A 21,067-nucleotide genomic window follows, 5' to 3' on the forward strand; every position below is an offset into this window, starting at 1 on the left:
CCGATGTTTTCCGGCCGATATTTATTTAGAAACGGATTCGTTCGGGGGGAGCGCGTGGCACACCAGCTCACCAGACGCGGCAAGGATCGGGCCGAACCCGTGGCGCTTCGTTCGGCGTCACACTCCAGCAGCGACCTCGGCCCGCACTATCTCGTTCACAGCAAGCTCAAGCCGCCGCAATGTGCGACGACGTGCATCGAGCGCGGCACGTTGCTGGCGCGAATCGATGCCGCGGCCAGGCAAAAGTTGACGTTGCTCACAGCACCTGTCGGGTCAGGCAAAACCACCCTGCTCGCCCAATGGCACCGGCATTCATGTGCGTCGCACGCGGTCGCCTGGTTGTCGCTCGATGAGCAGGACAATGAGCCGGTGCGGTTCTTTTCTTATCTCATTGCCGCGGTCCGTTCCGTGTGCCCGGCGTTCGATGCGTATCTTCCGCATCGGCGCGGTGAGGATGAATCGCTCGATACCGCCGTCGCCGTCTTCATCGCCAGTCTGGGCCGGTTGAACCCGCCGATCTGTATCGTCATGGATGATTTACAGATGCTCGGCACGCCGGTGCTAGTGCGCGCCGTCGATGCTTTGCTGTTGCAATCGCCCGCTGGGATTCGATGGATCCTGTCGGGCCGCGGCGTGCCGGCGCTACACATGGGCCAGCTGCGACTGAACGATCAGCTCATGACACTCGGCTCGGAAGACTTGAACTTCGACATGGCTGCGATCGTGCAATTAGGCGAGCAGCTGTGCCACAGGTCGCTCACGGCAGACGAAGCGCACAGCATCCGGCGCAGCACCGAGGGCTGGGTCGCCGGCGTGAAACTCGCGCTGCTCGCTGCTGCCGATTCTCGCGAGGGTATCGGCGATTTCAATGGCTCTCATTACGAAGTGGCTCGTTACCTGGGAACGTCGGTCCTGCAGGAGCAAGCGCCGCAGCTGCGCGAATTCTTGATCGCGAGCAGCCTCGTCGATCGCATGACTGCCGAGCTTTGCAATGCACTGCTCGGTGTGTCGCACAGCCAGTCGTTGCTCGAACAGCTCGAGCGCTCGCAGCTGTTCATCCAGCCGCTCGACAGTCACGGGCACTGGTACAGATATCACACGCTGTTTCTCGATTTCCTGCGCAGCCACTTGCGGCACGACACAGCCCGGTTGTCTGTATTGAATGAGCGCGCGAGCCGTTGGTACGCGGAGCATCAACTCTACGACGAAGCGCTCCATCATGCGTTCGCGGCGAGCAACGAGGAGTGGCGTCTGGAGTTGTTGGAGCGCTGCGCGACGACGTGGCTGCGGGCCGGTGAGACCGTCGCGGTCATTCATTGGATCACCAAGGTCCCTCACAACGTAATTCTCGGCCACGCGGGCATCTGCCGGTCGTACATCGCGAGCTTGATCCTCTCGCGACGTTTCAACGAGGCGGCCGCCACGTTGCGAGAAGTCGAGGCAAACGTCACTACCGAGCGAGCTCTCGGGTCGGTGCATCTTCGGTTGTTGCACGCGATGCTCACGGTGCTCGCTGATAGCAGCGGTCAGATTGGCATCTCCTCACCTGAGGCCTTACGAGACCGGGGTGCGGACAGCTTTCTCATCGGGACGCTGTTGACGCTGCAGGCGTACACGATGCTTCGACTGAATCAGTTTGACAAGGCGTGGCGGCTGGCCATGCGTGCGCGTGACACGTTCGATTCGATCAGCTTGTACAGCTTGGGTTATGCCGAGGTCGTCGCATCGCTCGCCGATCGTGCTCAAGGGGACATGAAGGCCGCCGCCGATCGGTGCGAACGAATGTTTCAAATGGTGCGCGGCGGCCATCGCACCCCAGCCTGGGTGAACGCGGCGAATGCCCTCGCTTACATGCGTTACGAAGAGAATCGGCTCGAGGAGGCGGAAGCGCTTTGCACGGAAGTACTGCCGCTACTGTGCGTACAGTCAACGGTCGAGAATGTCGTCACTGCCTATGTGACGCTCTCGCGCATCAAGGCAGGCAACGGCCGCCATGGCGAGGCCTTCCAACTGCTCGACTATCTTCACAGCATGTTGGAGAGCGGCTCGCACGCCCGCTTCCTTGCTCAAGTCTGCGCGGAGAAGATTGGGCTGCTCCTCTCGCAGGACAATCTGCAACGTGCACGTGCTGTGGCATTGGAGTTTGGGTTGCAGCGTCGCGCGCGATCGGGCGAGTGGCGTCGGTCGCGGTCCTATGATGAAGCCTGGGAGCGCTTCGGCTCGGGCTACGCCGCCCTGCTGATCAAGCAGCGCCAGTACGAGGAGGCTCGCGCCATTTTGCTGGTCCTGCGCGATAGTGCCCATGAGGTGGGCTACGTCTTTCGCGAGGCTCCGCTCGAAGCTGCACTCGCCTGCTGCTACTGGCATTCCGGCGATATCGAATCAGCGTTCGATTGCTTGAACCGCGGCTTCGGCTTGACCCGCGGCCACGGCTTCACTCGCGGCGTCTTCGACGAGGCGCCTGCGATGATTCAAATCATCTCCGCCGCGCTCGCCAGCGGCCGCCTCTGCGCACCGCTGCCGGCGCACTATCTCTGCAAGTTCGGCAACGTTTTCTCCCAAGCCGTTCCCGTTGTTGCACCTTCCGCTCGCAAGCCCGCCCTCCCGCTGGAGCCGCTGACCGAACGTGAGATCGATATGCTTCGTCTGCTCGCGCTGGGGTTGAGCAATCATGAGATCAGTGCACGCTCGCAGATTGCTCTATCGACGGCGAAATGGCACTTGAAGAACGTCTTTGCCAAGCTGGATGTGAGCACCAGAACGGGCGCCATTGCCCGCGCGAGGGAGATGAGGCTGATCGAGTGAGTTTGAGACCCGCCTGCGACAGGTCCACACTCTGGCCGATGGCACCCGCAGTCCCTCATAATCGAGTGCATCAGGCATGGAGAGTCCTCCCGTGAAAAAGCTGCTCGCGCTCCTGCTCGCCACGGCCCCGACGCTGGTATTCGCGGCCGCGGCGCCCAATCTCGACAGTGCGGTCATTGCCAACGTCAGCATCATTGACGGCACCGGCGCGCCAGCCCGCAAAGGTTCGGTGCGCATTGCCGATGGCAAGATCCTCGCGGTCGGCGATATCGTGCCCGGCAACACCGAGATTGTGATCGACGGCAACGGCAAAACGCTGGCGCCTGGCTTCATCGATACGCACAGCCATCACGACTATGACATTCCGAAGTCGCCGGACATGGTCGCCGTCGTCAGTCAGGGCGTCACGACCATCATCGTCGGTCAGGACGGCTCATCGCAGTCACCCCTGCGTGACTTCTTCGCCAAGCTCGCGAAAAGTCCGATCGCGGTCAACCTCGGCTCGTACTCCGGTCACAACACGTTGCGCGAACAAGGCATGAACGCCGCGCGCCGGCCCGCGGCCGATGAAGAAATCGCGCGCATGAGTCAACTGCTCGAAGAGGACATGGCAGCTGGCGCGTTCGGCCTCTCCACCGGATTGCAGTACGAAACCGGCAACTTCTCCAGCACCGCCGAGATCGTGGCATTGGCCAAAGTCTCCGCCCGCCTCGGCGGTCGCTACATCAGCCACATGCGCGACGAAGAATCCGAACTGATGAGCGCATTGCAGGAGACCATCGACATCGGCCGGGAATCCGGCGCGCCCGTGCAGGTCTCGCACCTGAAGATCGGCGCCAGAAAACTCTGGGGCAGCGCCGATAAAGTGCTGAAGCTCATGGACGATGCGCGCACCTCGGGCGTGGACATCACCGCCGACATCTATCCGTACACGTACTGGCAATCGACGATGCGAGTGATGTTTCCGAACGGAATCTACGACGACCGTAAGGGCCTGGCGTCCAAGCTCAAAGAGTCGACCTCGCCGGAGGGGCTGTACTTCTCGCGATTTCAGCCCGATCCCGCCATCGTCGGTAAGTCGCTCGCGCAAGTGGCGAAGGAACGAAACGCCCCGCCCGTGGATGTCTATCTCGCCCTGATGAAGCAGGCCATTGAGTACCAGAAAGCACATCCCGAGGAGGAGCGCGTCGAGTCCGTCATCGGCACCAGCATGCGCGAGGACGACGTTGCGCACCTGATGGCTTGGGAGCACGCCAACATTTGCTCGGACGGAGTGTCCATCGGCCATCCACGAGGCCACGGCACGTTTCCCCGAGTGCTGGGCCACTACGTCCGGGAAAAGAAAGTGATGACGCTGGAGCGAGGCGTCTACAAGATGACGGGCCTGGCCGCGAAACATCTAGGCATCACCGATCGGGGCATCATCGCCGAAGGCAACAGCGCCGACCTGGTGCTGTTCGATCCGACGACCGTCATCGATCGTGCGACCATGCAAAACCCGACGGCCCTGTCGGCAGGGATCGAGAAAGTATGGGTTAACGGCAAGCTCGTCTATCAGGACCGACGCACGACGGGCGTGCGTCCCGGGCAGATCGTTCGTCCGCCGAAGAAAGCCGAGTGACGCCTGGGTGGTGCAGCGGGATCACTGCTCGCGCCCTCGTTCGCAACCAGCTCCCTGACGGGCCTGGATAGACTGCCTGACATCACTCTTTGAGCGAGTCGGGCGCCATGAGCAGTCCAGCAGCCGCCAGAACGATGTATGCGCCGAGCGCCTACGCGGCGACGGATCCAGTATCCATTGTCAGGAAATATCCGTTCGCTCACTTGATCACGGCGGCGGGCGAAGAGACCTACGCCACGCCGACGCCCATCTTCTTCGAGACTGACGACACGGCCGCGACCCTGGTCGGCCACTTGACTCGGGTCAACCCACAAGCGAACACACTGCAGAACGGGCACCGAGCGCTGGCGATCTTTCCGGGCCCGCACACCTACATATCCGCCAGCTGGTACAAAACGCTGCTCACGGTTCCAACGTGGGACTATGTCTCCGCTCAAATCCGCGGGCGGCTGGAGGTCATCGATGACGATGAGGGCCAGATCAAGGTGCTCCGTCGCATCGCCGAGGTGCTGGAGCGTGATAGCGAGCATCCGTGGACCTTGGAACAGGCGCCGCCGGGAAAAGTGCAGCAGCTGCTGCCTCGAATCCGCTCGTTTCGCATCACCATGGAGCGCATCGAAGGTGTGACCAAGCTGAATCAAACCCATCCGCCGTCAGATCGCATGCTGATCATCCAGCAGCTGTTGGCGCGCCCAGATTCTGACAGTCACGAGATTGCGCGCCTCATGGCGCATCTGCCTACCACGTAGAGCGCAGCCGTTCCGGCGCGCTCAACGATCCCACGCGGTCAGGCGTCGACGTGGGTGAACAACTTGTTGGTAATCAACCAGCGCTCGCCGTTGTGCATGAGTGCGAGATAATCAAAGTAGTTGAAACCCAGCATGGGACATCGAGCGCGCACGTACGCGATCTGGTTGTGCAGCTGGACCTCCAGCGTTTCCATCTGAAATGACTCGCCCCTGGCCTGCGGCGAGGGTCGGCTGGCGACCGCGTTGAGCCACCCATCCACCGTGTTCTGATAGGGGGCGCCGCGCACCTCGCCGAACAGCTGCGCCTGCGGATGAAACACCTCGCGCAGACGCGCCGCATCGCCGTGATAGAGGCCATCGAAATACGTCTTCAGCAGCGCATCGATGTCCTGCCGTGCCTGTTGGTCTTGCATGCTCTGTACTCGTCAGTGATCGATGGTCAGGTGAAGTAGCCCATCATGGCCTTGGTCTCGAGGAATTCCTTGAAGCCCTCCCGGCCCCACTCGCGGCCGTTACCGGATTGCTTGTAGCCGCCGAACGGAGCAAACATGTCGCGGGCCGCGCCGTTCACGTGAACCATGCCGGTGCGGATCTTCGAGGCCACGCGTCGTGCGTTCTCGATGTTCCCCGAGTGCACGTGACCGGAGAGCCCGTAGACCGAGTCGTTCGCGATGCGAATCGCGTCCGCTTCATCCTGGTACGGGATGAGGACCATCACCGGCCCGAAGATCTCTTCGCGCGCGATCGTCATCTCATTGTTGACGCCGGCGAAGATGGTCGGCTTCACAAAATAGCCTCTATCAATGCCGTTCGGACGGCCGACGCCACCGGTCACCAGCTGCGCGCCCTCCTCGATGCCCTTCGCGATCAACGCCTGTACGCGTTCGAACTGCAGCTTGTTTGCAACCGGACCGGTGGTCACGCCCGGCGCCTTGGGATCGCCGACTTTCAACTGCTCCGCCGTCTGCCTCGCGACCTCGACCGCTTCGTCGTAACGCTTCGCAGGCACGAGCATGCGAGAAGGTGCGTTACACGACTGGCCGCTGTTCGTCATCATCCAGTTGACGCCGTGCGCGACGGATGCTGCGAGATCGGCATCTTCGAGGATGATGTTGGCGGACTTGCCACCCAACTCTTGCGACACGCGCTTGACGGTATCCGCTGCGGCTTTTGCAACAAGCACGCCGGCGCGCGTGGAACCGGTGAAAGACACCATATCGATGTCGGGATGACGAGAGATCGCCTCGCCGACGCGGGGCCCATCGCCGTCGACGAGGTTGAACACGCCCTTCGGCACGCCCGCCTCAGCAAGGATCTCTGCGAAGATGTGCGCGGTGACCGGCGAGACTTCGCTCGGCTTCAACACAACGGTGCAGCCGACGGCAAGCGCAGGCGCAACCTTGCAGCTGATCTGATTCAGCGGCCAGTTCCACGGCGTGATCAAGCCGCACACGCCGATGGGCTCACGCGCAATCAGCGTCGTGCCCAGGCGTTCTTCGAACTCGAAGTCCTTGAGGATGGCCAGCGCGGTGGACAAATGGCGGAAGCCGCTGCCCGCCTGCGCTTGCACGGCAAGCGTCATCGGCGCGCCCATCTCATCGGACGCCGCTCGTGCGAGGCGTTCGATATTCGCCTCGTACAATTTGACGATGCGCTCGAACAGCGCGATGCGTTCCTCACGCGTGGTTTGCGAGTACGTCGCGAACGCCGCCCGTGCCGCTTTCACCGCCGCGTCGACATCCTCGGCCGTACCCAACAAGATCTGTCCGACCGGCTGCTCGGTCGCCGGATTGATCACCAGCGATTCCCTGCGCCCCGCCGGAGTCAGCCACTCGCCATCGATGAAGAAACGCCTGCAGTCGTACATGACACCCTCGAAGCAAATCGACAGTGTCAAGTACAGCACATCGCCATTGGAGCCCGTGCTGACATCGGTGCGCCAGGCGTTGCAGCTGGAACACCGGCAGGCTCGAGGTGGCGGTTAGAACTTCATGGTGACGTCGACCAGGTAGCGCCGGCCGTACTCGTCATAGCGGCCGATGCGGTTCACCTGATTGTCCCGGTGCATGCGCAACGGCTCGTCGGTGAGGTTGTTGACCTGGAAGCGCAGCTGGATCCCGGAGGTGAGCTGATACGATGTGCTGAGGTCCAGCACCGACTCCTCCTCGAGGGTCTGCAGGTCCGCCCCATTCCAGCCATAAATCACCGTGAACGGGCTGTGATACTTGTAGCCGAGCCGCGCTTCGATCGGACCCGAGCTGTACCAGAGATCGAACACCGCTGTGTGCCGAGCGAAGCCGGTGCCCGTGAGCGGATTGGTGACGGGCACGAACTCCTCGACGTCCGAATCCACATAGGCATAGTTCGAATAGACGCCGAAGTTCTGCAGCGCACTCCAGAAGAAGAAGGGTGTCTGAAAGGTCACCTCCGCGCCTGTGATGGCGCCGCCATCGCCGTTGACCGGCGTGGCGACGGCATAGGTGATCCCTTCAAACGTCTGCGGATCCTGCCGCCAGCCGATGTACGAAGACACATCCTTGTAATAGGCCGCCAAGCCAAGCAGCGCCTCGTCCCGGAAATACCATTCGTACGAGGCGTCGAACTGCGTTGCTTCAAACGGCTCGAGGTTGGGATTGCCTGCGTTGCCCGTATAGGGCAGCCAATTTGTCAGCGTACGGCTCGCGCGCAATTCATCGAGCGGCGGACGCGCGACGACCTTCGCCACGCCGAAGCGCAACAATGTCGTGTCCGTGAGATTGAAGTTGACGTTGGCGCTCGGCAGCAGCTCGCTGTAGTCGTGCTCGATGCTGACGGGCGCGAGCTCACTCGCCCCCGTGGCCTGCTGGAATCCATCGCTGGTCGTCTGCACGTCGAGCAGGCGCACGCCAATGTTTCCTGTCATGCGCTGTGCGACAGCGGTGCTCGAGAAGGTAAGCTTGAAGTACCCCTCCGTGACCTCCTCCTTCACTTTCCAACGCTGCGAGAAATTCTCGGCAGCGTTGCTCGGATCGAGCGCTGATCCGTACGCGAGACGAGCGATCTCGTCATAGTCACCGAGCAGCACGGGCGGCAAATTGACGGACGGCACGTTGTACACACGGAACAACGATGCCGGAATCTCTACACCGCCGGCCGGTGCGAACGGATACGTCTCCATGCGATCGTGCTGCTTGGTTCTGTTCGACAGGCGCGCACCGAACTGCACCGCTGACAGGAAACTCCCATCGAGCGAACGGGCGAAGTCCAAGGCGCCCGCGGTCAACTCGTCTTCCAGCTGCTCCGGCCCATCGACGCTGCCGCCTCGATAATCCGGCGCGAACTGCGTCAGGGTCGTCGGGTCGACGCTGGTCGTGATCGTCGGCAGACGGCCGCCGCGAGTGTCCCAGGTCATCCAATCGGGATACACCTCGGTGCGCACCGCTTTCCAGGTGTTCTCGCGCTCGGCTTGCGAATAGGAAAGATCGCCGGTGACACTCCAGCGTTCGCCGGACCAGCGTCCGTTCAAGCCCGTGACCGACAGATCTTTCTTTTCATCGTAGTCCGACACCACCGTGGTTACCGAACTGAATGGCAGCGTCGCTGCGACCACCGTGCCATCGACGATGGTGTAGCTCGCGCCCGGTGCGTTGTAGGCAGCCCAGCTGCCGTTGTCCCAGTTGCCCCAATTGCTCTGGCCGTAGACGGTCTGGCCCTGGTCCTCGTGAATATCCACGTCTGAGTACAACGCATCGAAACGCAGCTCGAACTGGTCCGACGGCCGCCATTGCGTGCCCAGCGAAGCGCCGCGCCGATCCTGATCGATGCGGTTGACCGAAACCTGCGCGCCCCACGGTGTCGCATCCGGAGTGCCGTCGCTGTCCAGATCGCCGGTGAAATCGCTCGCGCCTTCCGGCGGTCGCGCGAGCGAATCGTTGTAGCCCCAGCCGGTGAACGATGAGTAGCCGTTCTTTTGTTGTTGCGCCGTCAGGCCGATGACCAGTCCGAAGGTGTCGCTCGCTTTGAGAACATAGGAGCCGCTGGCGCGATAGCCCCAGGGGTCGTAGTCGGGAATGTCCGCGCCTTCGTCGTAATAGACCGGCCCGCCACGAACCACGAACTCCGCGCCCTCGTAGTCGAGCGGTTGCAATGTTTGAATATCGATGGTGGCCGCCACGCCGCCGGCAATGAGATCGGCGGATTGGGTTTTGTAGACCTTCACGCCCGAAACGACTTCGGAAGGATAAATCTCCCAGCGAACATTGCGATCCGGCTCGGAAGACGCCACTTCACGGCCGTTGATCGTGCCGAGCACCAGTCTTGCCCCGAGGCCACGTACGACCGCCTGACTGTCATTGCCGCGATCGCGTGTCGCGTTGATGCCCGGCAGCCGATTGATGGATTCGGCAATGGTGACGTCGGGCAGCTGGCCGATGTCTTCAGAAGAGATGGCGTCGACGACCAGGTCGGAATTCAACTTCACCGACAGTGCATCGCGCAGGCTTTGCCGGATGCCGGTGACTTGTACTTCTTCGATGATCTCGCCGGCCGCGGCTTGCGGCTCGGCGGCGTGCGCCGCATTCCATAACAGCAGTGGCGCGCAACAGCCCAAAGCATGCCGCCACAGCCGGTTTGTCCGTGCTCGAGTAGCCATATCTCCCCCTGCAAAGAGACATTTCCTTTACTCAGACAAAAACCGATTTGTCGTATATATAGGACGCTAATCGGGAACGCAAGGGGGAGTCGTCGCGGCCGCGGCTATGGCTCCTTTTGTTTCGAGAACACATATGGAAAGCCAAAGAAATCCGCGCCCGGCAGCAGCTCGCCCCGATGATCGAACAGTGTCGCGTTGTCCCACCCGGAGCCCGTGCCCCAGCGCGTTTTGCACTTGCTCGACACCCAGGCCGGCTCCCAATACACCACACCGACACCGCCGTTCGAAATCACTCGCTGCGTGAGATCGATCAGATAGCGACGTTGTCCGCTCGGGGTCGCCGGATAGCCCTCGATCAACGAATCGCTGCCCAGCAAGTTCGCGGACTGGTCTGCATTCTCCAGTGTCCACGGATAGGCGGCTTCGACGACGAGCACATCGGCCCGATAGCTTTGTCGCAGCCTGCGAATGACTGCGTCGAGTCCATCGAGATCCTGCGTCGACCAGCGCCGGTAGTAGCTGATACCGATCAAATCGACATCCGTGACGCCCGCGGCTTTGGCAGCCGCGAACCACGGCTCGACGTTTTCTGGCTGCGCGATGTGCAACATCACGCGCGGTTTTATCGACGACTTTACGCCGGCGTCGCGCACGGCACGAACGCCCGCGTTGAACAGCTTCGCGTTACGGGACCAGTTGATCGGCTCCTTGGCCCGCTCCAGCGTGCTCAGGATCTCGCCATTGGTTTCGTTGCCGACCTGAACCAGTTCGGGCATGAGCCCGTCGCGATCCAACTCGCGCAGCGTTTGTAACGTGAAGTCGTAAAGGGCCTGCGCCAGCGCATCCGGATCGGCGATGTTCGTCCAGGCTTTGGGGATGATCTGCTTGTCGCCGTCGGCCCAGTCGTCCGAATAATGAAAATCCAGCAGCACCTGCATGCCGGCCTGCCGCGACCGACGAATGGTTTTCTTCACGTCGGCAAGATTGGAGTACGCAGTCCATTCGGCATCGTTCCATAGACGAACGCGCACCAGATTCGCCCCGCGGGACTTCAGCAACACGAAGGGGTCCGCCGGTTTGCCGGCGACGCGGTACACGACCCCGCAATCCTCCATCTCGTTGACATAGGACAGATCGGCGCCCAGGTAGTAACCCTGAGGCGCGCTAGCCCAGGCACTGCCGGTCAACACCATGAATAGCGCCGCCCACCGGGCGAGCTTTGGCGCGACAGGCTCGGTTCCTTGCATCGCTTCCCCCAAGAATCCGTGCGGTTGGGCCGCTCAAACTAGAGCTTACAGGTCAATTGTCCAGCCCGGGCTTTACATGGAGAATATTAATCATATAAAAGGCCCACATGGAATCCCGTTCATGACCGACTTACCAACCCATATTGCCGGCGACTGGGGCACGACCCACCTGCGGCTGCATCTATGCCGGGGCGCCACGGTCCTCGACAAGGTCGATGGCGCCGGTATCGGCTCGTTGACCGTCAGCGCCGAAGCCACACTGTTCGGCGCGCTCGACCCCTGGGCTCGCAAGTACGGGTCTTTGCCGATTTGGCTCGCCGGCATGGTCGGCTCACGCAACGGGTGGCGGGAAGTCCCGTACGCCTCGTGCCCGGCCGGCGCCGCGGAGCTGCGCTCTGCGCTGCTTCGCTTCGACGCACGCGGCCATTCGATCGCCATCGCCGCCGGTGTCTCCTGTACGAACCCGCTCGGCGCGCCGGATGTCATGCGCGGAGAGGAAACACAAATTCTCGGCGCGATTGCCATGCATCCCGCGCTCGGACGCGGACGAAACATCGTCGCTCTGCCCGGCACTCATACCAAATGGGCGCTGGTGGAAGACGGCAAGCTCAAATCTTTCCAAACCAGTTTATCCGGCGAGCTGTACGCCCTGCTGCGAGATCGCAGCACCCTGCTCAAAGCTTCGGCGGTCGAAGCGAATGAGGAAGCCGAGCGTCGCGGCTTCGAGGCTGGCCTGCAACGCAGCCGTGAAATGCGCAGCGTCCCGCTCAGTCACCTGTTGTTCGAAGTGCGCGCCCGCCAGTTGATTCAAGGCATGACGCACGCCGAAGCCTCCACCTACCTGTCTGGTCTCATCATCGGTCAGGACGTGTTGGGGGCATTGCCCTGGTTCGATGGCACGCTGCGGACGAGCACCGCCGTGCCGATCATTGGCGCGCCCAAGCTGGCGGAGCTTTACGCAGCCGCCCTCGCCTCCCATGGCATTCAAACCGTGCCGCTGGACGCCACCGAGCTGACCATCGCCGGCCTGAACGCCCTCGCCCACGCCGATATCGCGGAGTAATTTCGTGTCCACGCCCGTCGCTCTCCCGCCCTTGATCGCCATCCTGCGTGGCATTCGTCCCGATGAAATCCTGGAGGTCGCCAAGGCTCTGGTCGACGCCGGCATCCGCGGCATCGAAGTGCCGCTGAATTCACCCGAGCCGCTGGTGAGCATTCGTCGCTTGACCGAGCGATACGGCAACGAATGCCTTTGCGGCGCCGGCACGGTGCTCAAGGCCGCGCAGGTCGACGCTGTCGCCGAGGCTGGCGGCAAGTTGATCGTGACGCCAAACATCGATCGAGCCGTCATTGCCCGCAGTGTGGAGTTGGGGCTGCAGGCGGTCCCCGGCTTTGCGACCGCGACCGAGGCCTTTGCGGCCATCGATGCCGGCGCGACGGCGCTGAAGTTGTTTCCGGCCTCGACCTATGGCGTGCAGCACGTGAAAGCGCTGCGGGCCGTGTTGCCGGGAACCAAAGTGTTCGCAGTCGGCGGCGTCGGGGCTCACAATCTGGCGGAATGGGCCGAAGCCGGCATCGACGGCATCGGGTTCGGCACGGACATCTATGCTCCGGGCCGCAGCGCCGCCGAGGTCGGCGCGCGAGCGACTGCCATCGTCAGCGCCTGGAATCAGGCACGGGGATCCGTCCACGCGTGATCGTGATATGTTGCTCCCATAACTCAGGGACACATACAAGCCAGGCAGATGCGCAAACCTAGCGGACAAAACCTGACCTACGGCATCGTCGAAGAACTGGGCCAAGCCGTCGTCACCCAGACCTATGGCGACGCGGTGCCGTTTCCCATCGAGGCCGAGCTGTGCAAACAGTTCGGTGCGAGCCGCACCGTGCTGCGGGAAGCGGTCAAAATGCTCACCGCCAAGGGCCTGCTCAGCGCCCGGCCGCGCCAGGGCACCTGGGTCGAGCCGGAAAGCAATTGGAACCTGCTCGATCCCGATGTACTGCGCTGGCTGCTGGAGCGAAAGTTCTCGCTGGAACTGCTCGCCGAGTTCACGGAGATTCGTTACGCCATCGAACCCATGGCAGCGGCGCTTGCGGCCCGGAGCGCCACGCCCGAAGGCATCGCCCGCATCCGTCGCGCTGTCGAGCGAATGAAGACAGCCGCCTTGGGCGAGGATGATCCCCTCGAATCCGACATCGCCTTTCATGTCGCCGTACTGCACGCCACGGGCAATCGCTTCTACGCGCAGCTCGAAGACATGATCAACGCGGCGCTGCGGATCTCGATCCGGCTCACCAATTCAGTGAAAGGCGTGCCGCAGGCCGACGTTGGCATTCACCAAAAAGTGCTCGACGCCATCGAGGCCGGCGATGCCAACAAAGCGCGCACCATCATGGAAGGCATCATCAGCGAAGTGCTGGACCTGATCAACACGGCTCGAAAGAAGAACAACAAGGTTTCGGCCGCTGCAGCCTCATCGCGTGCGAGCGGAACTCGTGTCGCCGCCGCAGCTGCGCCTCGCTCGACATCGGCGCGGGCATCGGCCAGCGGCCGCAATGGCGCGGCACGTCGGCGAAGCACGTAATCAGCGATCGCCGAGCAGTGCGTATAGATCCATCTGGCGGCTGTCGCCGATGACCTGCTCGAAATCCAATCCCAAGGTCGCGAGCACCGGCTCCGCGACCGGTTTGATCTGTTTGATCACATAGTGCTCGCGATCCAGCGGATGCTGGACGTTGTCGATGGGCTCCGGGCCCGCCGTCGTGATCACATAACTGATCAGCCGACCCAGCGGCTGAGTCGACTTGCGAGCGGCCACGACGTGCGGTGGCGTCGTCGCGGTGTACTCCTCGGTGTCCTTCCGAAGATTCTTTTTGTAGACCAGCTGGTCATCGAGCTTGCCGTCGCGCACGCGGCCGACGATGTCGGCGAGATACACGTCGACGGGCTGATCGGTGAACAAGCGGTGATACAGCTCGCGCTGTACTTGCTTGGCAAGCGCCGTCCAGTCACGCCGCACGACTTCCATGCCGACGAACTGCACGCCGTCGATATCGGCCGCATTGAGCAAGCCCGCGTAACGTTTGCTGGCGCCGCGCGTGCTGCCTCGGGCCCGAGGCAGGAACAGCCGAAGGTAGAGCTTCTCGAACTTCAGCTCCATCTTGCTGGTCACGCGCCATTCCTGGCCGATGTATTGAGCGATGTCTCGATTCAGCTTGGCTGCGAGCTCTTTGCCCATGGCGCGCGCTTCGTCGGCATCGGGCATCCCGGAGCGAACGAACAAGCTGTCCGTATCGCCGTAGAGCACGGTGTAACCCGCGCTCTCGAACCACTGCTTGGACCAGAGCAGAATCTCGCGGCCGGTCCCGGTGATCGAGTTGGCGAGCGCCGGGTTGTAGAAGCGGCAGGCAGGCGTGCCCAGCACGCCATAGCAGGAATTCATCAAGATCTTGATGGCGTGCGAGGCCACTTTATCGCCATTCTTCTTGGCGACATCACGCCGCGGAAACAGCTCATCTAGCACTCGCGGCAGGATCGCCGGTTCCCGGCGAAACGCGCCACCCGGGGTTTCGATCAAATCGTCCGTCGGGTGCGGCCGCGCCACATACGACAACGGATCGATGTTGAACGTGCGAATGATGCTGGGATACAGACTCTTGAAGTCGAACACCCAGACATTCCGGTGCAGACCGGTGAGCGGCTCGAGCACGTGGCCACCCTGCTGAGCCTCGTACACACGAGAATCGCTGGAGCGGACGGTCGGCGCCACGATGCCGAGCTTTTCCAGTTCGGAGAGATATAGAAAGTCGAACGAGGCGATGCTGGCTGCGACCCGATCCGGCGTCATGCCCGTGAGTTGACTGCGCGCCACGGCGAGGTGGATCACATTCAACTTCGCGACGATCTCGAACACCAGCCGCGCGTCGGTGCGAGCGTACAACGCGAACGCCGGCAGATCGTGACGATAGTTGTGAATGATCTCGGCCAGACGATCGCGCACATCGCCCGCTACCGCCTTGCCTTCACCGAGCACTTCTCGTGCAACGGCGTCGAGCGAGTAATCGTCCATGCGCACGAACGCGCCGCGCAGCAGATCGATGCCGTCCATGACCAATCGGCCGGGAATGCTCGCCTGGCCGCTGCCGAAATAACCTTCCGCCTTGCGAATGCGGATCGCGCCCGTATCGCGGCCGAGGTTGAAGGGATGCCGCAGCCGCTGCGCCATCTTCTGCAACGCCGTCAGATCGAAGTCGACGATGTTCCAGCCGGTGATCACGTCGGGATCCAGACGCTGCACCCGTTCGCAGAACGCGTTGAGCGCGGAATATTCGTCGAGGCAGCGCGTGGCCTTCTCGGGCATCGGACGATCGCTGCCGTCGACGATCAGCACTTCGTCGATCTCGTTCGAGTACAGCGAGATGGCGAGCAGACGCTCACCCTTGCCATCGGTTTCGATATCGAACGATAGGACGCGCGGCTTGATCCTCACATCCGCCGGCCGCAGCACGGGGTTGTCGAACACCCAGCTGATGCCCTCGCCCGGCGTGGCCTCGCCCTCGATCTCACAACCGCCTTTGATGCCGCGCTCGATCAGATAGCGAATCGCAAAGCGCACGTCCGCTTCGTAGGTGTCGATACCCACGTCGTGCATCCGGTCGCGCAGGCCGGGCACATCGGTCGGCGTTTCCATGTCGAAGCGCGATACCGGCTCGCCATTGAAGGTGCGCTTCTGCAAAGGAACCGCTTGCTGGGAGGTCAGCACACTCGCGCGCTCGACATCCGCCGTGCGGATATAGAAGTGCGGGCGCTGGCGATGGTCGCGAACCAGAAAGGTACCGCCGTCCTCGAGACGACCGTAAATATGGATGACAGGAACGCGCGTTCCGGCAGGGCCGGAGACCACGCGATAACTGGCCTGGAGAATGAAGCCTCGGAGCTTGATCACCCGCGAATTGTGCTCCAAACGGGCCGCCGTCGCGAGCCGGAAAACCTGCCAGGCGCTGGCCTGGACCGATACTTGACAGCGTCAAGTAATTGCGCGAAGGTCTGGCCGCAGGGAGGGAACCGTATGAATGCAGCCTCAGACACCATCATCGCCGACATCCGGCAGTTCAATCGCTTTTACACCCGCACCATCGGCGTGCTCGGCAACAACCTGTTGGGCGGCGACTATTCGTTGACCGAAGTCCGCGTGCTCTACGAGATCGCCAACAACGAAGACGTCATGGCGGCCGACCTGGTGCGAGCGCTCGGCATGGACTTCGGCTACGTCAGCCGGATTCTCGCGCAGTTCGAAAAGCGCGGCTGGCTCAAGCGCGAGCGCTCCGAGGACGATGGCCGCAAATCTCACCTGTTACTGACAGCGAAAGGCCGCAAGGCATTCGCGAGCGTGAATCAGCAAGCGCGCGATGAAGTCGCCAAGCTGCTGGAACCCCTGCCCTGGCATCAACAACTGCAACTGCAAGCGCATCTAAGACAAGTGCAATCGCTCCTCAGCCCGCAGCCTGCCACGCCAGCCGTCCGGTTGCGAACCCATCGAGCCGGCGACATGGGCTGGATCATTCAGCGGCACGGCGCGCTGTATGAAAAGGAATATGGCTACAACAGCGACTTCGAAGCGCTGGTTGCGGAGATCTGCGCCAAGTTTCTGCGCGAATACGATCCCGCGACCGAGCGCTGCTGGATCGCCGAGTTGGGTGACACGCCGGTCGGCACGATCATGTTGGTGCGTGGTTCCGACGGCATCGCGAAGCTGCGTCTGCTGTTGGTCGAGGACAGCGCGCGAGGCCACGGCGTCGGCCGCCTTCTCGTGCAAGAGTGCGTCAGCTTTGCACGGCAGGCAGGTTACAAAGGCATGACGCTCTGGACACAGAGCACCCTGCTCGCGGCGCGCAAGTTGTACGTTGCGGCCGGCTTCAAACTGGAAAAGAGCGAACCCCACCACAGCTTCGGTCAAGCGCTGGTCGGCGAGACCTGGACGCTGCAATTCGAGTAATGGGCCGGGGCGTTCTGGGAACGTTGGCACGGCTGGATCATTCCGTCAGCGTCGCCACGATCCCGGAGGCAGCATGGCCACCGCCCGCAGGAAACGCTGGTCGCAGCGAGTCACCCAGACCAGCGATGCACTGACACTCGAGGAAGGCGTATTCACCCGCGCCAGCTCTCGCGGCATCGCCCTTTCCTTGAAGCGCTCCGCCGATCGCAGCCACAAGCGCAAGTCCTCGCCGTATCGCTCCGCGATGTCCATGCTGACCTTCTACGGGAATCGTGCAGGCAAGACGTTACCGGCCGCCAGCAAGCGCAAGCTCGAAGACGCCAAGGAAGAGCTGCGCAAGCTGTACGGCAAGACTCCCGAGAACAAGGCCGCCAAGAAAAAGACGGCAAAGAAGAAGGTTGCACGGAAATCGCCGCGGAAGGCGACACGCAAGAGCACCAAACGCCGGAAAGCCCGGGGTTAGGGAACGTTCCCAAGCGCTGAGCGTTGCTCCTGCGGTCGTTATCCCTCCTCGATCGGGTGCCAACCTTGAGCCGTAGTTTCGCGTCACAGTTGCGTGAGGGCCTGCCCCACCCCAGAGGCGCCTTCTGGGATGGCCAAGGCACGAACTTCTCGCTGTTCTCCGCCAACGCCACCAAAGTCGAACTGTGCCTATTCGACGCCGATGGTCAGAAGGAGCTCGAGCGCATCGAGCTGCCCGAGTACACCGACGAGATCTGGCACGGCTATCTGGTCGATGTCGGCCCCGGCACGGTTTACGGCTATCGAGTGCACGGCCCGTACGAGCCCGAAGCCGGCCACCGCTTCAATCCCAACAAACTGGTAATCGATCCGTACGCGCGCGAATTCGTCGGCGAGCTGCGCTGGGATGACGCCTTGTTCGGTTACACCATCGGCGCCGAAGGCGACGATCTGACTTTCGACGAACGCGACAGCGCTCCTTTCATCCCCAAGTGCGTAGTCGCGGACTCGGCTTTCGATTGGAAACAATCTGTCAGTCCGCTCGTGCCGTGGGATCGCACCATCATTTACGAAACGCACGTGCGCGGTTACACCAAGCTGCACCCGCAGGTGCCAGAGAAACTTCGCGGCACCTTCGCCGGCCTCGCCGTGCCCGAAGTCATCAAGTACATCAAGTCGCTCGGTATCACCACGGTGGAGCTGCTGCCGATCCATGCCTTCGTTTATGACAGCCTGCTGCTCGAGAAGGGCTTGACCAACTATTGGGGCTACAACTCGATTGGATTCTTCGCCCCGGACCCGCGCTATCTCATCGATCGGCGGCGCGGCGTGCAAGAGTTCAAAGAGATGGTCGCGCGCTTTCACGATGCCGGGCTCGAAGTGATCCTGGATGTCGTCTACAACCACACCGCCGAGGGCAATGAGCGCGGGCCAACGCTATGTTTCAAAGGCGTCGACAATGCGTCGTACTACCGCCTGATGCCCGAGCAGAAGCGCTACTACATCAACGATACCGGCACGGGTAATACGCTGAACCTGAGTCATCCGCGGGTGATTCAAATGGTCACCGACAGCCTGCGTTTCTGGGTGAACGAGATGCACGTCGACGGCTTCCGCTTCGATCTCGGCACCATCCTCGCGCGCGAACCCAACGGGTTCGACAATCAGAGCGGCTTCCTGAAAGCCTGCTCGCAGGATCCGGTGTTGAGTCGCGTCAAGTTGATTGCCGAGCCCTGGGATTGCGGTCCCGGCGGTTATCAAGTCGGCGGATTTCCGCCGGGGTGGGCCGAATGGAACGATCAATACCGCGATGTGGTGCGCGACTTCTGGCGAGGCGAAGCATCAGCCGGCAAAGTAGCGCCGCGCCTGTACGGCTCCGCGGACATCTTCGACAAGTTCGGCCGCCGACCGTACGCGAGCATCAACTTCGTCACCGCGCACGACGGCTTCACGCTCAGCGACCTGGTGAGCTATAACGAGCGGCACAACGAAGCCAACCTCGAGGACAACCGGGACGGCCACGAGCACAACCGTTCCTGGAACTGCGGCGCCGAAGGCCCGACCGACGACGAAGGCATCAACACGCTGCGGGCCCGCCAGATTCGCAACTTCCTCGCGACACTGCTGCTGTCGCAAGGCACGCCGATGCTGCTCGCCGGCGACGAATTCGGCCGCACTCAGCAAGGCAACAACAACGCCTACTGCCAGGACAACGAGATCAGCTGGCTGGACTGGTCACTCGCCGAGAAGAACGAAACGCTGGTGCGCTTCGTCCAGCAGATGACCGCGTTGCGAGCGAAATTTCCAATCTTACGTCGCAACCGTTTCCTCTCCGCGCAGGAGAATCCGCGCATCGGTCTGAAGGAAATCACCTGGATCAATGCCAGCGGCAAGGAGATGGAGGACGAGCAGTGGGCCGATGATGGCATGCTGTGTTTCGGCATGCTGCTCGACGGTCGCGCCCAGGAGTCGGGGCTGCGTCAGCGCAGCCATGATGCGACGCTGCTGATCGTGCTGAACGCATTTCACGATCTGGTGGAATTCACCCTGCCCGGCGATTCGCCCGACGCGCGCTGGACACTGCTGATCGACACCAACCTTCCCGACCTGCCGACCGGGCGCAAAGCCATATTCACGACCGGCGAAACGTACGGAGTCACCGGGCGATCGCTCCTGGTCTTCAGTCTCGAAGCGCACAGTGAGAATGCGATCGATCGGGCGGTGAGGCCCGGCAAGCAATCAGCGCAGCAGCAGAAGTGAGATTCACTGCTGCGCGCTTCAACCAGCGCGCCGCCGAACTCTCCGTTCCAGCCCTGCTGCCGCCAGGCGCATCCGGAACATGAAACGCGTCTCTTCCGGGGATGACGTCGCTGTCAACGTGCCGCCGTGGGCTCTTGCGATCTCGCTCGCGATGTACAAGCCCAAACCCAATCCGTGCGGTTCCGACGACATCCGCACGAACGGAGAAAACAACTTGTCGAGCACCGCGGCTGGAATGGGCTCACCGCTGTTGCTCACATCGATGGCCAGTTGATTGTCCTCGATGCGCGCGGCGACTCTGACCGGTGCACGAGGCGCGCCATGGAGCAATGCATTGGACAGCAGATTCGAAACCAACTGACCGACCCGCGCGCGATCGCAATCCACCCTGCCGATCGCGCCCAGCGACAGATCGATCATTCGATCCGGCCAGGCCGTCTGCAGCTCATCGATCACGTGCAACAACGTCGGCTCGAGTGGCTCCTTGGCATTCCTGTCGAGCGACAGTCCGCCACCCAACCGGCCGCGAGCGAAATCGAGCACGTTGTCGATCAAGCCCGTCATGCGCCGGATGCAGCCTTGCATCAACGTGAGCACGTCCTGGGACTGATCGTCGAGCTGCTGCTTCATCAACACACGGCTGCCCGCCGAAATCGCCGCCAGCGGATTGCGCAGATCGTGACCGAGCACTGCGATGAACTGCTCGCGCAGATCGGCGTTGTGCCGCTCATCCACCAGCAGCGCGGCGTTGGCGTCGATCTTCTTCTGCGCGTCGTAGTGAAATGCCACCAGCTCGGCGAACAGCTTGAACATGCCGAAGGTTTCTGCGCTGCTCACCTTGGCCGGCAAGGGATCGAGCGCGCACAACGTGCCGAAGAACTCGCCATCGGGCAGTACGATGGGCAGCGAGATATAACTCTGAAAGCCATATTTCGCCGGGATGGGGTGACGGCAGAAGTGCGGATCCAGGGCGACGTGATCGATCACGACCGACTGACCGTGCTGCCGGATCTCGTTGCAGATCGTGGTCTCGATCTCCAGCTCGCCGCCCGGCTCGAGCCCGATGCCGAGCTCGTCGCGGACCTGGCAGGCAATCCAGCGATTCTCGGTGACCCGCGCCACCGCCGCAAAACGCATCTTCGTCACCCGGCAGATGACATTGAGCATCGCGGTAATGGCATCGATCCGGCCCGCCCTGGCCACGTCTGCCTGTAATTCCTGCTCCGTTGGAACGCGCATGGGCGGCGTCATAGCACGATGTCAGCCTTAAGTCATGGGAAATATTTCAGTGGGCGCAT

General features: G+C 62.1%; 15 protein-coding genes. 9 read left to right on the forward strand and 6 right to left on the reverse strand.

Annotated features, from left to right (window positions below; translation table 11 throughout):
- Window positions 1-54 precede the first annotated feature (54 nt).
- The 3 genes from EK373_RS29795 (at window position 55) to EK373_RS29805 (ending at window position 5,175) form a co-directional block, all read left to right on the forward strand.
- A complete protein-coding gene (locus tag EK373_RS29795) occupies window positions 55-2,805 on the forward strand; it encodes a LuxR C-terminal-related transcriptional regulator (protein ID WP_198683754.1) in 2,751 nt (916 codons plus the stop codon).
- A gap of 91 nt (window positions 2,806-2,896) precedes the next feature.
- Window positions 2,897-4,426, forward strand: a complete 1,530-nt coding sequence (locus tag EK373_RS29800; protein ID WP_198683755.1) for an N-acyl-D-amino-acid deacylase family protein — start codon at window positions 2,897-2,899, stop codon at window positions 4,424-4,426.
- A 107-nt stretch (window positions 4,427-4,533) separates the two neighbouring features.
- Window positions 4,534-5,175: an FMN-binding negative transcriptional regulator gene (locus EK373_RS29805; RefSeq protein WP_129648769.1), complete on the forward strand. Its 642-nt coding sequence runs from the start codon at window positions 4,534-4,536 to the stop codon at window positions 5,173-5,175.
- 38 nt (window positions 5,176-5,213) lie between these two features.
- On the opposite strand, the gene EK373_RS29810 is transcribed toward EK373_RS29805, so the two are convergent.
- From EK373_RS29810 to EK373_RS29825, 4 genes are all read right to left on the reverse strand, one after another.
- Window positions 5,214-5,588 (reverse strand): nuclear transport factor 2 family protein, encoded by a 375-nt coding sequence (locus EK373_RS29810; protein ID WP_129648771.1) that lies wholly within the window; start codon window positions 5,586-5,588, stop codon window positions 5,214-5,216.
- A 26-nt stretch (window positions 5,589-5,614) separates the two neighbouring features.
- Window positions 5,615-7,042 carry an aldehyde dehydrogenase family protein gene (locus tag EK373_RS29815; protein ID WP_129648773.1) on the reverse strand — a complete coding sequence of 476 codons (1,428 nt, stop codon included), beginning with the start codon at window positions 7,040-7,042 and terminating at the stop codon, window positions 5,615-5,617.
- A 114-nt stretch (window positions 7,043-7,156) separates the two neighbouring features.
- Complete coding sequence (locus EK373_RS29820; protein WP_129648775.1) at window positions 7,157-9,805, reverse strand: TonB-dependent receptor; 2,649 nt, start codon at window positions 9,803-9,805, stop codon at window positions 7,157-7,159.
- Between the two features lie 104 nt (window positions 9,806-9,909).
- Window positions 9,910-11,052 (reverse strand): glycoside hydrolase family 53 protein, encoded by a 1,143-nt coding sequence (locus EK373_RS29825; RefSeq protein ID WP_129648777.1) that lies wholly within the window; start codon window positions 11,050-11,052, stop codon window positions 9,910-9,912.
- Between the two features lie 121 nt (window positions 11,053-11,173).
- On the opposite strand from EK373_RS29825, the gene EK373_RS29830 reads away from it, so the two are divergent.
- From EK373_RS29830 to EK373_RS29840, 3 genes are read left to right on the forward strand one after another with little or no spacing between them, the layout of a single operon-like run.
- Window positions 11,174-12,115, forward strand: a complete 942-nt coding sequence (locus tag EK373_RS29830; RefSeq protein WP_157994601.1) for a 2-dehydro-3-deoxygalactonokinase — start codon at window positions 11,174-11,176, stop codon at window positions 12,113-12,115.
- A 4-nt stretch (window positions 12,116-12,119) separates the two neighbouring features.
- Window positions 12,120-12,749, forward strand: coding sequence for a 2-dehydro-3-deoxy-6-phosphogalactonate aldolase (locus EK373_RS29835; RefSeq protein WP_129648781.1), 630 nt, complete (start codon window positions 12,120-12,122; stop codon window positions 12,747-12,749).
- Between the two features lie 48 nt (window positions 12,750-12,797).
- Window positions 12,798-13,637 (forward strand): FadR/GntR family transcriptional regulator, encoded by an 840-nt coding sequence (locus EK373_RS29840; protein ID WP_129648783.1) that lies wholly within the window; start codon window positions 12,798-12,800, stop codon window positions 13,635-13,637.
- On the opposite strand, the gene EK373_RS29845 is transcribed toward EK373_RS29840, so the two are convergent.
- Complete coding sequence (locus EK373_RS29845) at window positions 13,638-15,998, reverse strand: DNA polymerase II (RefSeq protein ID WP_157994602.1); 2,361 nt, start codon at window positions 15,996-15,998, stop codon at window positions 13,638-13,640.
- 123 nt (window positions 15,999-16,121) lie between these two features.
- Here EK373_RS29845 and EK373_RS29850 point away from each other — a divergent pair, with 123 nt between their 5' ends.
- The 3 genes from EK373_RS29850 to glgX all read left to right on the forward strand — a co-directional run bounded on the left by EK373_RS29850 (window position 16,122) and on the right by glgX (window position 19,769).
- Window positions 16,122-17,048: a bifunctional helix-turn-helix transcriptional regulator/GNAT family N-acetyltransferase gene (locus tag EK373_RS29850; protein WP_129648787.1), complete on the forward strand. Its 927-nt coding sequence runs from the start codon at window positions 16,122-16,124 to the stop codon at window positions 17,046-17,048.
- 73 nt (window positions 17,049-17,121) lie between these two features.
- Window positions 17,122-17,511, forward strand: a complete 390-nt coding sequence (locus tag EK373_RS29855; RefSeq protein ID WP_129648789.1) for a DUF3175 domain-containing protein — start codon at window positions 17,122-17,124, stop codon at window positions 17,509-17,511.
- A 65-nt stretch (window positions 17,512-17,576) separates the two neighbouring features.
- The gene (gene glgX, locus EK373_RS29860; protein ID WP_129648791.1) at window positions 17,577-19,769 is read left to right on the forward strand and encodes a glycogen debranching protein GlgX; all 2,193 of its coding nucleotides are present in this window, start codon (window positions 17,577-17,579) and stop codon (window positions 19,767-19,769) included.
- A gap of 18 nt (window positions 19,770-19,787) precedes the next feature.
- On the opposite strand, the gene EK373_RS29865 is transcribed toward glgX, so the two are convergent.
- The gene (locus tag EK373_RS29865) at window positions 19,788-21,008 is read right to left on the reverse strand and encodes a GAF domain-containing sensor histidine kinase (RefSeq protein WP_129648793.1); all 1,221 of its coding nucleotides are present in this window, start codon (window positions 21,006-21,008) and stop codon (window positions 19,788-19,790) included.
- Between the last annotated feature and the right edge of the window lie 59 nt (window positions 21,009-21,067).

The organism is Peristeroidobacter agariperforans (assembly GCF_004138335.1).
Classification (GTDB): domain Bacteria; phylum Pseudomonadota; class Gammaproteobacteria; order Steroidobacterales; family Steroidobacteraceae; genus Steroidobacter; species Steroidobacter agariperforans.